6 protein-coding genes and 1 tRNA gene are annotated in these 14,559 nt (G+C 61.7%); all 7 read left to right on the top strand.

The features are described 5' to 3' along the window. Positions 1-30 precede the first annotated feature (30 nt). The 7 genes from ABC969_RS16360 (at position 31) to ABC969_RS16330 (ending at position 14,515) form a co-directional block, all read left to right on the top strand. A tRNA-Met gene (locus ABC969_RS16360) sits at positions 31-107 on the top strand. A 609-nt stretch (positions 108-716) separates the two neighbouring features. Continuing rightward, positions 717-4,901 (top strand): PAS domain S-box protein, encoded by a 4,185-nt coding sequence (locus ABC969_RS16355; protein WP_345866230.1) that lies wholly within the window; start codon positions 717-719, stop codon positions 4,899-4,901. Next, positions 4,894-8,019, top strand: coding sequence for a PAS domain S-box protein (locus ABC969_RS16350; protein WP_345866229.1), 3,126 nt, complete (start codon positions 4,894-4,896; stop codon positions 8,017-8,019). The genes ABC969_RS16355 and ABC969_RS16350 overlap by 8 nt, the downstream gene beginning before the upstream one ends. A 325-nt stretch (positions 8,020-8,344) precedes the next feature. After that, on the top strand, positions 8,345-10,150 hold the full coding sequence (locus ABC969_RS16345) for a sensor domain-containing phosphodiesterase (RefSeq protein WP_345866228.1): 1,806 nt from the start codon (positions 8,345-8,347) through the stop codon (positions 10,148-10,150). Between the two features lie 288 nt (positions 10,151-10,438). Further along, positions 10,439-11,284, top strand: a complete 846-nt coding sequence (locus ABC969_RS16340; protein ID WP_345866227.1) for an HWE histidine kinase domain-containing protein — start codon at positions 10,439-10,441, stop codon at positions 11,282-11,284. 979 nt (positions 11,285-12,263) lie between these two features. Next, positions 12,264-13,916 (top strand): putative bifunctional diguanylate cyclase/phosphodiesterase, encoded by a 1,653-nt coding sequence (locus tag ABC969_RS16335; protein WP_345866226.1) that lies wholly within the window; start codon positions 12,264-12,266, stop codon positions 13,914-13,916. Positions 13,917-14,284: 368 nt separating this feature from the next. Next, positions 14,285-14,515 carry a hypothetical protein gene (locus ABC969_RS16330; RefSeq protein WP_345866225.1) on the top strand — a complete coding sequence of 77 codons (231 nt, stop codon included), beginning with the start codon at positions 14,285-14,287 and terminating at the stop codon, positions 14,513-14,515. Positions 14,516-14,559: the final 44 nt, after the last annotated feature.

Here is a 14,559-nt window from a genome sequence, read left to right as displayed (position 1 = left end):
CTCGCACTCCATGCGAGCGGCGTACCGTGGCGCGGGGTGGAGCAGCCCGGTAGCTCGTCAGGCTCATAACCTGAAGGTCACAGGTTCAAATCCTGTCCCCGCAACCATCGGTATCCCGCTAGTCCAAAGACTTAGCGGGATTTTTTGCGTCTCCCGTAGACGACCTCAATTTCGCTGTAAGCACTGCGGAAGCAGGAGAGCGCGTGTTTATGCGTAGGCTGGCGCCTCCCCTAATAACCAATCGGAGCTGACCCGAGCACCAGGTCCATAGATTGCTCCCACTCGAGCGGTCGTCAACGGCACTCGGGGGTGCAGTATTTCCGCCCTTAGAAGCACACTAACTACCTCGGAATGTTTATTGCGGGTGGAAACTAGCCAGGCCGCTTTCGGGTGGCGTGCGCCGTAACCGGCCCTTCGTTCATACGGTTCGGCACGGGGCATGGTGCTCAGCAAGGATGGAGTGCGGTCTGGCCGCTTTCGGCGACCGGGGGCGGTAACCTGCCCTTCATTTAGCCTGGCAGGATCAGCGCGATGCGGTGCAGACAGCGCGAACCCTATGCAACGTTTCCAGCGCTCACAGCACTCAGGGATAGACCTGCGATATGCGAAGGGCCTTATTAACCCACTGTTATCCGATCGGGATTTACGTTCGCCGTAGGAGAACGAAACTGCATCTCGGTCGGACATCGTTAGCGTATACCCGGCAAACCGAGCTGATGCTGGCGGCGATCGCCGCTGTGTTGCTGACGGTGCTTTGCGTTTTTTCCGATGCGTTCGCGCGGATCGTGGCTTTCGGCGCTACCCATGAAGCTTGGCGGATCGACGAGGCGATCGTGCTTCTGCTGTTCTCGGGGATGGCGGCTGGCGCCCTGTTGCGCCGGCGCGCGCAGGCGCGTGGCCGCGAAATGGCGGCTTGCGGCGTTGCCGGACAAGCGAGCGCGGCGCTGGCGCACGACGCCGCGACCGACGGGCTGGCCGAACGCGAGCGGCTCGCAGAGGCGGCCCGCGCTAACGAGCAGCGGCTGGCGAGCATCCTTGCGACAGCGCACCAATCGATCGTCACGATCGACCGGCATGGCATCGTCACCGAATGGAACCGGCATGCCGAACTTACCTTCGGATGGTCGGCGCAGGAAGTGATCGGGCGGGTGCTGTGCGAGGTCATCGTGCCGCACGACGCGCGTGCCGCGCACGATGCGGGGCTCGCTCGCTTCATGGCCAGCAAGGCCGCGCGGATGATCGGCCGTCAAGTCGAAGTGCAGGCGCTTCGCCGCAACGGCACGCTTTTCCCGATCGAGATCGCGCTCAGCGCGACCAATGTCGGCGAGAACTGGCAGTTCACCGCGCTGATCCAGGACATATCCCAGCGGCGTGCGCAGACCGCGTTGTTCGAAAATGCTTTCGATCACGCGCCGATCGGCATGGCGCTCGTCGGGCTCGACGGGCGCTTCCTGAAGCTGAACACCGCCTTTTGCGATTTGATCGGCTATGCGCCCGCCGAAGCCGAGCAGCTCGATTTCCAGGCGATCACCCATCTCGATGATCGCGCACGCGGCGCCGAGGCGATGGCCGCCTTGCTCGCTGGCGAGATCACCCGCTTCCAGATGGAGAAGCGCTACGTCCGCAAGAGCGGGCGTATCGTCTGGGTGCGGCTGTCGGTGTCGGCGGTGCTGGGCGAAGACGGCGCCCCCAGGCATTTCATTTCGCAGTTCCAGGATCTGTCGGGCGAACGCGAGTCCGAGGATCGGTATCGGCTGCTCGCCGACAGCGCCAACGACATGGTCGGGCTGTATTCGATTGCCGGGCACTGCATCTATATGTCGCCGTCGAGCCATCGGATATTGGGCTATCAGCCGCACGAGCTGGTGGGGCAGCATGTGCTCGCCTTCGTGCCGCCCGAGGCACGTTTCGCGCTGCTCGAAGCGGTCGAGCGGCTGAAGGGCGCGCCCGACGACACCAGCGTAACGCATCTCACCCAGCTGCGGCACAGCGACGGCCATCTGGTGCATATCGAATTCGTCGGTCGTCTGGTGGCGAGCGACGACGATGAGTGGCGTATCGTCGCCGCGTGCCGCGACGTCACGACGCGGATCGAGGCGCAGAACGCGCTCGAGGAGCGCTCGCACGAACTCGTTCGCGCCAACGAAGCCGCCGAGCGCCTCGCCGCGATCGCGCGGCAGGCGCAGGCGCTGTTCGAGGGAATTTTCGACAATGCGTCGGATCTGAATTTCGTCCATGACGTCGTCGACGGCGCGTTTCCCGTCAATTTCATGAACGCCGCCGCCGAAGCTGCGGTCGCGACCTCTGTTGCCGATGCCCGGGGCAAGGACCTCTGCGACTTATTTCCCCAGGCACTGGCAGCCGCCACGCGGCTGGAAATGGAAGCAGTGGTCGCCACTGGCCAGGTTCGCCACATGATCGAGCAGGATCGAAGCGCCGGGGACGACACGACGTTCGATGTCCGGCTGGTACCGCTGCGCGACGATGCCGGACGCGTGGTGCGCATCTTCGTCAGCAAGCGCGACATCAGCGAACTCAAGCGCGCCGAGGAGGCCGCGGTGCAGGCCAATGACCTGATGCGCTCGGCCGAGAAGATCGCGCATATGGGTTATGTCGTGACCGACTTCGTGGCGAAGACCATGTCCTGGTCGGCCGAGGTATGGGCGATCCTCGACGTCGATCCCGCCAGCACCGCCGCGTCGACCGATATGTTGATGGCGCGCTGCCACCCCGACGATCGCGCACGCGTCATGGCGACGTTGGAGGCTGCAGTCACCGGCGCGTTCGACGAATATGACAATGACTATCGCCTGCTGCTGCCGAGCGGCGAAATCCGCTATGTGATGACCCGCGGGACCATCCGCTGCGAGGGCGGCGTGCCGGTGAGCGTGTTCAGCGTGCTGGTGGATATCTCCGAACTCAAGCGCGCCGAGGAAAAGGCGCGCGAGAGCGACCAGCGCTATCGCCTGATGGCCGAGAACGCGACCGACGTGATCGTCACCAGCGATCTGGAGGGGCGGACCACCTTCGTTTCGCCCGCGTCGGCGCTGGTGACTGGGCATGTGAGCGAGGACCGGATTGGTTGCCGCGCCGACGATATCGTCCATCCCGACGATATCGACGATCTGCGCGCGACCTTCCATGCGCTGAAGGACGGTGCGGTCGGCAAGCATGTGCGCTGGCGGGCATGGCACAAGACCGGGCATTGCTGGGTCTGGCTCGAATCGAGCCCTGCGCTGCTGCGCGATCCGGCGACGCAGGCGGTGACCGGCTATCTCGACGTGATACGCGATGTCACCGCGCAAAAGGCGCAGGAGGACGCGCTGGCGGCGGCGCAGCTCGAAGCCGAATATGCGATGCATTCGAAGGAGCGGTTCCTGGCGAACATGAGCCACGAACTCCGCACCCCGCTCAACAGCATCATCGGCTTTTCGCGCCTGTTGAACGAGCGCAACCGGCTCGACCCCGAAGACCAGCGCCGCGTCCGGCTGGTCCACAACGCCGGCCTCGCGCTCCACGCGGTGGTCGACAATGTGCTCGACTTCTCCAAGCTGCAGGCCGACAAGCTGGCGCTGCATTGCGGCCCGTTCGACGTGCGGGGTTTCTTCACCAGCACCGTCGCCTTGCTTGAGCCGCAAGCCGCGACGCGCGACGTCCGGCTGCTGGTCGATATCGCCCCCGATGTGCCCAAGCGGCTGGTGGGCGATGTCGGGCGGCTCCGCCAGGTCATGCTGAACCTGCTCTCCAACGCGGTGAAGTTCACGCAGGAGGGCTCGGTCGAAACGAACGTCGTGCTGATCTGCGAGGAGAATTGTGAAGCGCGGCTGCGGATCGAAGTCGTCGATACCGGCGGCGGCATTCCCGCCGATCGCATCTCCACGCTCTTCAACCGCTTTGCGCAGGCGAGCGCTTCGACCGCGGTGCAATATGGCGGAACCGGGCTGGGCCTTGCGATCTCGCGGCAATTGCTGACGCTGATGGGGGGCGAGATCGGCGTGGTCAGCGATCTGGGGAACGGATCGACCTTCTGGGTTGAACTCGCGCTGCCGGTCACCAACGATATCGAATGCGCCGAATATGAAACGCTGACCCCCGGCGTCCTGTCGCTTCCGGGCAAGCGCATTTTGGTGGTCGACGACGTCGACCTCAACCGCGAGCTGATGCTGGCGATGCTGTCGAAATATGGCTGCGCGGTCGAGTTGGCCGAGGACGGTGCGCAGGCGCTCGCCGCGCTCGATCGGACCCCCTTCGACCTCATTCTGATGGACTGCCAGATGCCAGTGATGGACGGGTTTGCCGCCACCCGCGCTATCCGCGCGCGCAGCGGATCGGCGGCGACGATGCCGATCGTGGCGCTGACCGCCAGCGCGCAGCCCGAACATCGCGCGCGCTGCCGCGAGGCGGGGATGGACGAGCATCTGACCAAGCCGCTCGATCCCGGCGCGCTTGAATCGGTACTCAGCCGCTGTCTGATCGGCGCCGACATCCCGACCATCTCGGTCGCGCTGCCGCTGCCCGCGGCGGGCTTGCCCGAACCCGGATGCGAGCCGCCGATTGCGGTGATCGTCCGCCCGGTGGACCCCACCGAGCCGGAAAAACCACCGCACAAATTGGCGCCGCCGCCCAAGCTTCAGGAACGCTACGCCGCGCGCAAGGTCCAGACGCTCGCCGCGCTCGACGCCATGATCCGCGCGGGGCGCTTTACCGAGCAGGAGATCGGCGAGGTCGCCGCAATGGCGCATAATCTGGCAGGGACTGCCGGCATGTTCGGCGAGGCCGATCTTGGCGACGCCGCCGCTGCGCTCGACGCCGGGCTCGAGCAATGGCGCCCCGATGAGCGGATCGCGCAGATCCGCGAATCGGCGGCGACGATACGACGGATAGCGATTCGTCATGTGTAGCGCGCTGCCGTGGCTGCGGGTTGCAGGGGTGGCCGTGCTGTTTCTGGTGCTTGCGCTGGCGGGGGTCGCACTGACGCGCGGGACCGGCCCGGTAGCTGCGCTGTGGTTGCCCAACGCCTTTCTGGTCGTCGCCTTGTTCAGCACCGACCTGCGCCGCTGCGCGACGCTCGCTGCCTGCTTCGTCGCCAGCTTGGCTGCCAATCTGCTGTCGGGCTATGCTTGGCCGCTGGCAACCGCGCTCGCGGGCTGCAACATCGTCGAGGTCGTGGCGATCGTCTGGGGTATGCGTCGCCTGGCGCCGGGCGCCGACCTCACCGAGCTTAAGCCCCTGCTCATCTTCACCGGCCTGGCGGGGGCGATCGTCCCCGCGGGGGTCGCATCGCTGGCGTCGGCGGCGTTCCAACTGGGCGGGGAAGCGACGGGTGGGGCGGTTTGGCTGACATACGCCAAGGCGCATGCGCTGGGGCCGATCGTGATCGTGCCGATCCTGCTTATCCTCATACGGACGCCGATCGCACCGGCGCGCTGGAGCCCGCGCAACGTTATCGAAGCGCTCGCCATCTTGGGGGCGGTGATCCTGGTTTGCTATGGCGTGTTCACTCAGGACCAGTACCCGTTGCTGTTCGTGGTCACGCCCTTCGTGCTGCTGGCGGCCTTCCGGCTCGGCGCCAAGGGCGCCGCCTGTGCGGTGATTGTCGTCGCGGTCGCCAGCGGGCTCGCGACCTTTCTCCACACCGGGCCGATGGCGCTGGTCGACGGGGTCGGCGCCAAGCTGACGATCCTGCAGCTGTTCGTCGCCGCCAGCTTCATGTCGGCGTTGCCCGTGGCGGCGGCGCTAAGCGAGCGCGAGCGGCTGGCCGCGGCGCTGGGGGATAGCGAAGCGCAGCTAGCGTCGATCACAGACAATATGCGTGAAGTGGTGTTCCGCGCCGACGGCCAGGGCCGCTGGTCGTTCCTAAATCCTGCCTGGGGGGAACTCACCGGCTACACCGTCGCCGAAAGCATCGGCCGCCCTGTGATCGAGCTGGTGCCGGAGGCGGACGCGCAGAAGATCCGCGAGCGCTGGACCGACCTGCTGAGCGGGGTGCGGAGCGAACTCGAAATTCGAACCCAGTTGCGGCGCTCCAATGGCGAGCTTCGATGGGTCGAGGCGACGATCCGCCGCCAGGGCGATCAAAAGGACGGGCGCCGCGATAGCGTCGGCAGCATTCGCGACATCACCGACCGGCACAAGCAGGCGATGGCGCTGGCGGCGCGCGAACGCGAGCTGCGACTGGTGACGACCCATTCGGCCGACATGATCGTGCGCACTGGCGTCGACCGAGTTCGCCGCTATGTTTCGCCGCGCAGCCTGTCGTTGCTTGGATATCATCCCGAAGAGATCACCAACCAGGCGCCGTTCTACGGTATCCACCCCGATGATCTCGCCGATGTCGAGGCGCGTTGTCTCGAGGCGATCGAGTCGAGCGGCCCGGCGCATTCGGTCTATCGCCAGCGTCATCGTGACGGCCATTATGTGTGGGTCGAGGCGAATTACAGCGTCGTGCGCGACGAGGCGACCGGCGAGGCGCTCGAGTTCATAGCCAGCGTTCGCGATTTCGGCGCGCGCGCGCAGTTGGAAGAGGAACTGCACGGCGCGCGCATTCGCGCCGAAGATGCCGCACGGCTGAAGGCTGCGTTCCTAGCGAATATGAGCCACGAGATCCGCACCCCAATGAACGGGGTGATCGGCTTCACGGAATTGCTCCTCGCCGGCGATCTCGATGCCGAACAGCGGCGCTATGCCAGCCTGATTCGCGATTCGGGCCGCACGATGATGGCGTTGCTCAACGATATTCTTGACCTGTCGAAGATCGACGCCGACCAGATCGAAATCGCCGACGAGCCGTTCGATCTGCTGCATACCATCAGCAGCAGCGTGCGCATGCTCGCGGCCGGCGCCGAGGCGAAGCACATATCGATCGAGCTGGCGCTCGATGGCGATCTGCCAAAATATGTGATGGGCGACGGCCACCGCATCCGCCAGATCCTGCTGAACCTGCTGTCAAACGCGATCAAGTTCACCGATGCCGGCCTTATACGCGTCGGCGGCGGCCGCCACGGCAACACGCTCGAGATACTGGTCGACGATAGCGGCAGCGGCATTCCGATCGATCGCCAGGCGTTGATCTTCGACCAGTTCGTCCAGGGCGATGCGTCGATCGCGCGGCGCTATGGCGGCACCGGGCTCGGCCTCGCGATCAGCCAGCGGCTGGCTCGATTGATGGGCGGTGATCTTTGTCTCGCGCGATCCGATGCCGCGGGAACGCGGATGCAGCTGAGCTTGCCGATGCGCATTGCCGATCCGGCGTCGGTGCCGCCGCCCAAGGTATCGATGATGCGACCCGCCAAGCTGAGTTCTGGCGCGCGGATTTTGGTGGCCGAGGACGCCGAGATCAACCAGCTGCTGATCGAGGCATTGCTAACGCGCCACGGCCATGCGGTCTGCATCGTCGCCGACGGCGCGCAGGCGATCGCGGCCTTCGGGACCGATCCGCAGGCTTACGACCTGATCCTGATGGATATGCAGATGCCCGTGGTCGACGGGGTCGAGGCGACGCGGCAAATCCGCGCGATGGGCGGGGCGGGGGCGACGGTGCCGATCGTCGCGTTCACAGCCAACGCCTTTGCCTCGGATGCCGAGCTGTGCCGCGCGGCGGGCATGAACGCGCATTTGTCCAAGCCGATCGACGTCGACGCCGTCATCGCGACGATTGCGCGGCTGCTCGGCGATCGCGTCCCCGCTGCTACACCGCCGCCGCAGCCGTCGGCTGCAGCCGAGAACCCTGCAGTGGCCGGGTTGCGCGGGCGCTACGAAGCCGCCAAGCGCGGCTACTCGGCCCAATTGCTGACGCTCGAGGGGACGCTGCGCGGCGCCAATGCCCACCACCAGCGCGAAGCGCGCGCCACTATTGCCGGCATCTGCCACAAGTTGTCGGGATCGGCGGGGATGTTCGGCGAAGCCGATCTGGGAGCGGTCGCGCGCACGCTCGAGGAAGCGGCAATGGCCGATGGCGACGCCGCTCCGCTTGCTGATCATACCCGCCACTTGGCCGAGGCGCTGGCCCATGCCGCGTGACATCGGCGCCTTCATCCATCCGCCGCCCCCCGCGGCATCTAAACCCGACCGCAAATAGGAGCGCTTCCCCGTGTCCCTGACTGCCGATGACGACGAACTCCGGACGCCAATTGACGTTCTCTTAGAGTCGCGGCAGCGCCCCGGTCAGCAGCGTGCTAAGACATAATTCTCCTCCCGAGTGGTGCTTTGCGGCTACTCGAAGGGGGCCGAATGGAAGTTGTTAAGGCTTTCCTGCTCACTTGCTCGGGGGCCTTTATCCTTTGCGCGCCTCGCAACCGACGTCAGGTCGAAAATTGTGTTAGAACTACAGAATACTATTTTAGAGATGATCGCGACCGGCAACACATTAGAGAGCACCGTCGCACGCATGTGCGTGGAAGCGGAAAAGCTCGCACCTGGCGCCCTGTGCTCGGTCCTCGCTGTTGACCGCAAGGGCTTTATCCACCCGCTTGCGGGACCAAGCCTCCCCCCTGGCTATTCGGCCGCGCTAGACGGATTACCCGTGGGCCCAAATACGGGGTCGTGCGGAACCGCCGCATACCTGCGTGAAGAGGTGACGGTCACCGACATTGCAAACGACCCGAAGTGGTCAGCCTTTAAGCATTTGGCTCTCCCGTTGGGATTGCGCGCATGCTGGTCCAAACCAATTCTTGATGCGGCCGGTTATGCCATCGGCACCTTTGCCTTTTACTACCGTGAATGCAGAGGCCCCACGCAGCTTGAGCGTCAAATCGTGGACCGCTGCGTACATTTGTCCATCATCGCGTTGGAGCGGCACCAGCGGGTGTCAGAACAGGAGCAGCGCGCGTTCACTGACGCACTCACGGGGCTCGCGAACCGGGCGGCTTTTGATGTCGCATTGGCAGCGCTGCATTGTGACAGTCCAGGGCGTTGGGGGCTGTTCATTCTTGATCTCGATAACCTCAAGGTCGTGAACGATACCTTTGGTCACCAGGCGGGTGATTGCCTGCTCCGTACGGTTGGCAGCAGACTCGCAGCGGCTTCATCTACCGGGCAGGCGTTCCGCGTCGGCGGCGACGAGTTCGCGATCATCTTACGCAACCGGGAGGAGTTGTATGATTTAAAGCGCCCTGCGGAACATATCTTGAACTTGCTGGTAGAGCCTGCGGATTGCGGCGGTCACGTCGTCATCCCGCGTGGCACAATCGGCGGCGCGGTGCTGTCGCCGGACGATCACTCACCAGAACGGGTCCGGCAACATGCAGATTTCGCCCTCTATCATGCAAAGGAAACCGAGCGCGGTGGCTTCGTACAGTATTGGCCAGAGCTCGGGACGAACATTACCCGCCGCCTAAACAATATCCGTGAGGTCGATACAGCGCTGCGCGAGGACCGGATTGAGGCCTTCTACCAGCCCGTCGTTCGATTAGACACTCGCGAAATCGTCGGCCTTGAGGCGTTGTGCCGGATGCGTGTCGGCGACCGAATTATATCCGCTTGGCATTTCCAGGAAGCGATGAAAGATGTCCATGTTGCAAAGGCGCTGACTGAGCGGATGATGATGCTCGTTGCAGCCGACGTTCGTACTTGGCTCGATTTGGGCATCCCCTTCCAGCATGTGGGCGTTAATGTATCTTCCGCCGATATGCATAGTGGTACCCTCGTCACCATGCTTGCGGATGCGTTCGGTCGTGAAGGAGTTCCTCTCAAGCATGTTATCATCGAAGTGACAGAGACCGTGTATATGGACGACCGTCGGCGCTTGGTGAGTGATGCGGTCGAGGCGTTGCGGGCTCAGGGGCTTCGCGTTGCGCTCGATGACTTCGGCACGGGGTACGCCTCGCTGACGCATTTGCTGACCGTGCCGGTCGACATCATCAAAATTGATAAGTGCTTCATCGAGCGACTTGCACCTGGCACCGCTAATATGGCCATAGTCGAGGGGTTACTTGACATTGCAAAAAAGCTAAAAATTCGGGTGATAGCGGAAGGGGTAGAGACGGAAGATCAGGCCGATCTTCTGCGGTCCGCAGGGTGCATCCTGGGGCAAGGATATTTATTTTCGCGTCCAGTTGATCGAACAGTGACCACGCGGCTGTTAGTCAAGCACGCACAGCGTGATGTGAGTTCTTCGGTTTTACAGCCCGCCCTGCTCCCGTCCTCGAGCTGACGCGCCGTCAAATCTTGATTTTCTCCAAAACTTGATACCGGTCATGGCGTGATAATTAAGATCCTAGGTCTTTGCTTTTACAGGGCTATTTGGCTCTGAGCATTCAACCATCCGGCGGCATGCTTGCGGGTCAGCAAACGCTGCTGCTTAAGGCTGGCAGCCGCGCAACCTTCAATCCGGCTGATCGGCCTACAGGTCGATCCCTTGAAACCCGCCGATCGGCCTACCAGGGAACGCGCCGCCTCAAGTCGCGCCGATTGATGCATTCCCGGAGCTTCGGATAGTCGATTGAAGACGCCCCCGAAATCGAGTTCATCGACTTGTTATTGCCCGGTTACCGTGCTTTCAATTCGGCTCGAAACCTGTAAGCAGATGTTTGATAGCCGCCGGGCGACTTTTTTCGAGAGGCGCCGTATGATCTCAGAGCAGCAAGCCGACACTCCGCACTGGGGACTTGTCGATCTACGCCGGGCCCATGAGGCGGCCGGCGTCGCGCTGTGGTCGTGGAACGTAGACAACGATCGCATCACAATGGACGAGCACGGCTTTCGTTTGTGGGATGTCGGCGTCCAGAGAGAAATAACGTTCGAGGACCTCTCGGAGAAAATTCATCCAGCCGACCGCGAGCGGGTGCGAAATGCGTTTTCGGCAACCCGAGCCGTGGATGGCGCTTATGACATAGACTTTCGCATCATGTGCAACGAATCCGTCCGCTGGATTTCCGCTCGTGGGCAGGGCGGTGATGCCGACATCGTCGGATTCGTCATGTTCGGAATCTTTCTGGACATCACGGCCCGCACGCAAGCCGAAGAAGCGCATGAGCTATTGGCTGGTGAAATGAGCCATCGCGTGAAAAACCTGCTCGCGATCGCGTCAAGCCTGACCACGATGGCGTCGAGATCTGCAGTGAACGCAGAAGATATGGCACACGACCTAACAACACGCTTGGCGGCGTTAGGGCGTGCGCACGACCTCGTCCGCCCGAAACCGAACGAGCGAAATGCGGCGCTCGTCGGCGATTTGATTTCTGTTGTCTTGGCGCCTACGACGAGATGGGCGCTTTCTCGGGCCGGGTGCGCGTATCTGTACCGAGGATTGCCACTGGCGACGGTGCAGCTACCCATCTTGCGCTAATTCTTCATGAATTGGCGACTAACTCGGTTAAATACGGAGCGCTCTCCGTTTGCGCCGGTACAATCGATGTTACCGCCACCGTTCATGAGAATGACGTGGCGTTGGTTTGGACAGAGCACGGCGGACCAACTGTGTCAGCGCCCGCCGAGGTGGGGTTCGGCAGCAAACTCGTCACCCGTATGGTCGCGCAGCTTGGCGGCTCCTTTACTTCGGACTGGTCGCCCTGCGGTCTCATCGTGACGTTGGACATTAAGATGGACCGCTTAGCGGCGTAATCAGGAGGGGATTGCTCGCACGAACAACGCAACGGTGGCGCACGATGGCCATTGGTTTGCCCCGTAAACCGCCGGCCGACCTGGACCGGACAGCGTTCTGGTTCGGATGACCTCCCCGCATGACGATGGAGCATATCTTGCGAAAGCCAGCTCCCAATCGCCAAATTATAGACAGCGCGACAGAGTTCGCCATCATCACCGAGAGTGAAGGAAGAGACACCGCCTAGGATGGGGGCGCCACGCCGTCCTCGGACGGCGGTAATATTCATTCCCGACGATAACGCGGTAGCCGTCTGTCAACCGAAATGCTCGCGGCGCTTGTTATCGGCTAGATAACGTCGAGCCTTGGCACCTACGCAAGAACGACAGACGATTTTTTGGACTGACGGACAAACGACGGTGCGTTGCAGTGATCCGGGCGGCCCCATCGGCTTGGTGGAGGTTCTTCGTAAGAGGGCAGAGCAAGAAATGGCGTCCGGGCTCGCGCGGAGATCAAGGCACATCCGGCTGCTCCTCGCTTCTATGATCGAGTGGTTCTACGCTGCCGGGGCCCGGGAGCCATCATTCAGATATCCCCGCTACCGTAGCATTACGGACAGCCCGCGAGGTTTTGTTAATCTTCAGCGTCCACGACGGAAGCTGCTGCAATCGCAATAATATCCGACACCGGTGTTACAGCTTACACCACTATCACGAGTATCTGTATGCGATCTTCCGGCAATATCGACGACTTGCACGCGCTGATCGATGTTATGTCCAACCCGGTTGTCGTTAAAACCCGGTCCCACCGTATGGTGCTGGCCAACCGCGCGGCCTGTACTTTTTTCGGGCGGTCGAGAGAGGCGTTACTCGGCCAAATACCTGCGCAGTTCAGGACCGAGCAAGCGCAAGAGCACGAGGCAGAGGCCGCTGTATTTGCAAGCGGCAAAGTCGATGAGCGCGAGGAGCAGGTGACGGATGCCGGCGGTACGACCCGGCACATTGCTACGCGGAAGCAGCTCGTAAATCTTAGTGGAACCCAATACCTAGTCGTTATCATGTCAGACTTAACTGCTCATCGTGAAGCCGAAGCGCAAATGCGCAATCTGGCGACCCATGACCAGCTCACCGGACTACCTAACGCAACCCTTATGCACGATAACATCGCTCAGAGCTTTCCGCATAGGAGCGGCAGCGGTGCGTTGCTAGTTATTGATCTCGACCATTTTGGACTAGTCAATGACAATTTTGGATTTTACGTCGGCAATGAAGTCCTAATCCAGTTTGGGCGGCGTCTCACCGACATTGTGCGCAACGATGGCACGGTCGCGCGCTTGGGAGGCGATGCGTTTGCAATTCTCCTGACGACCATTGGCATGGGGCTTACTAGCGAAGAGATTTGCCGACGGGTGCTCGCCGCCGCTTCGCAAATCTTTCACCTATCCGATGCCCGCGCAGTGATCGGTGCCTCTATTGGAGTCGTTGTTGCAGATCACCACCCCGTCGAGCCCACCGAAATGATGCGCCGTGCCGGCGTGGCGCTTCAAAAAGCCAAGGACGAGGGGCGCGGTCAGTGGCAGCTCTACTCGGATGAGCTCGATCGACAAAGCAAACACCGGCATTCAACCGAAACGGATTTGCGGAGGGCGCTGTCAAAAGGAGGGGAGCTCGAAATTCATTATCAGCCGCTCACCGCCGTTACTTCGGGTAACGTTGTGGCCTTCGAGGCACTGGTCCGCTGGAATCATCCGGAGCGCGGCATGGTGATGCCTGACGAATTCATAGCAGTTGCGGAGGCCAGTGGTCTCATCGTGGCACTCGGGGAATTGGTTCTCGCTCGGGCGTGCCAGGATGCTATGCTGTGGACCCGCCCCCTGCGACTTTCAATCAACGTATCGCCGGTCCAGTTCGTGCGGGGAGATTTGGTCGGTGCAATTCAAACGGCGCTTTCCGAAAGCGGTCTCGACCCGCATCGCCTCGAGATCGAAATTACTGAGGGTGTGCTGATCAACAATCCCACCAGCGCGCTCGACCAACTATCGCGCATTCAGTCGCTCGGCGTGCACATCGTGCTAGATGACTTTGGCTCTGGATTTTCCAGCCTCGCCTATTTGCGTTATTTTCCGTTCGACAAGGTCAAGATCGACAAGACGTTCATCGCCGACATGATCGACAACGGTGAATCGGCCGCGATCGTCGAGTCGATCCTGTTGCTGGCAAAGAACCTTAAGATCACGGTAGTTGCGGAAGGGGTGGAGAACGTTGATCAGCTCGATCTGCTTCGTAGCCTCGGGTGTGACCAAGCGCAGGGCTATCTCATAAGCCGACCAATGCCGATTGCCAATTTTGAAAAGACTGTATTTGGGGCCGACATTTAACCCTGAGCCAAACGCTGGATACTCACCTGCGACCTGGATGAGAAACCCGGGGCCCCTCAAACAATTGCCGGGACTAAACACCCAGATGAAAGGCGGGTGTTACGTCGCAATGGTCACCATTTGCATGAAAGATTCTGGTGAAATAGCAGGCAGAAACTTCTGCAGCACTCACATCTTTGTATAGCTCTCTCGCGCAATGCGATTGAGCCGCCCAAAAAGTATGAGTGACGACCAAGCTGGTCAAAAAGATCGGCTCGAATAATTAACCTAGGTTTATATTGCGCCTCTTCAACAGCGTATAATGGATCAATCGGAGGTCCTGGTGATCGAGCTCATCTTGAACATCATCCTCCGGATGGAGACCGGTTATGATCAACGTATGCCATCCGGATGAATATGAAGCGCGTGCAGCCAAGGCACGGCAATCAGCCGAGTCGGTCTTGGATGCCGAATGCTGCGAAATCTATCGCCGCACCGCGGCCAGTTATACCGAACTAGCTAAAATGACGGCGCGCATGGACCCAAGCATGCTCAAGACCAGCATGATCAGCCAATCGGAGATGTCTACGTCTGCCTCGACGTTCGACTTGCGCCGATAAACAGCAACTCATCGCCAGGGCTGTTACGCTGCACAGGCGCCGCG

It is taken from the genome of Sphingomonas qilianensis (assembly GCF_039614825.1).
Taxonomy (GTDB): Bacteria; Pseudomonadota; Alphaproteobacteria; order Sphingomonadales; family Sphingomonadaceae; genus Sphingomonas; species Sphingomonas qilianensis.
The sequence above is the reverse complement of the archived record's forward strand: the minus strand, read 5'-3'. Positions and strand labels throughout refer to the sequence as shown.

What these genes read in the sequence shown, in the direction of transcription:
- ABC969_RS16355 (WP_345866230.1), top strand. Translation starts at nt 717, where the DNA reads ATGCTGGCGGCGATCGCCGCTGTGTTGCTGACGGTGCTTTGCGTTTTT.
- ABC969_RS16335 (WP_345866226.1), top strand. Translation starts at nt 12,264, where the DNA reads ATGCGATCTTCCGGCAATATCGACGACTTGCACGCGCTGATCGATGTT.
- ABC969_RS16345 (WP_345866228.1), top strand. Translation starts at nt 8,345, where the DNA reads ATGATCGCGACCGGCAACACATTAGAGAGCACCGTCGCACGCATGTGC.
- ABC969_RS16350 (WP_345866229.1), top strand. Translation starts at nt 4,894, where the DNA reads ATGTGTAGCGCGCTGCCGTGGCTGCGGGTTGCAGGGGTGGCCGTGCTG.
- ABC969_RS16330 (WP_345866225.1), top strand. Translation starts at nt 14,285, where the DNA reads ATGATCAACGTATGCCATCCGGATGAATATGAAGCGCGTGCAGCCAAG.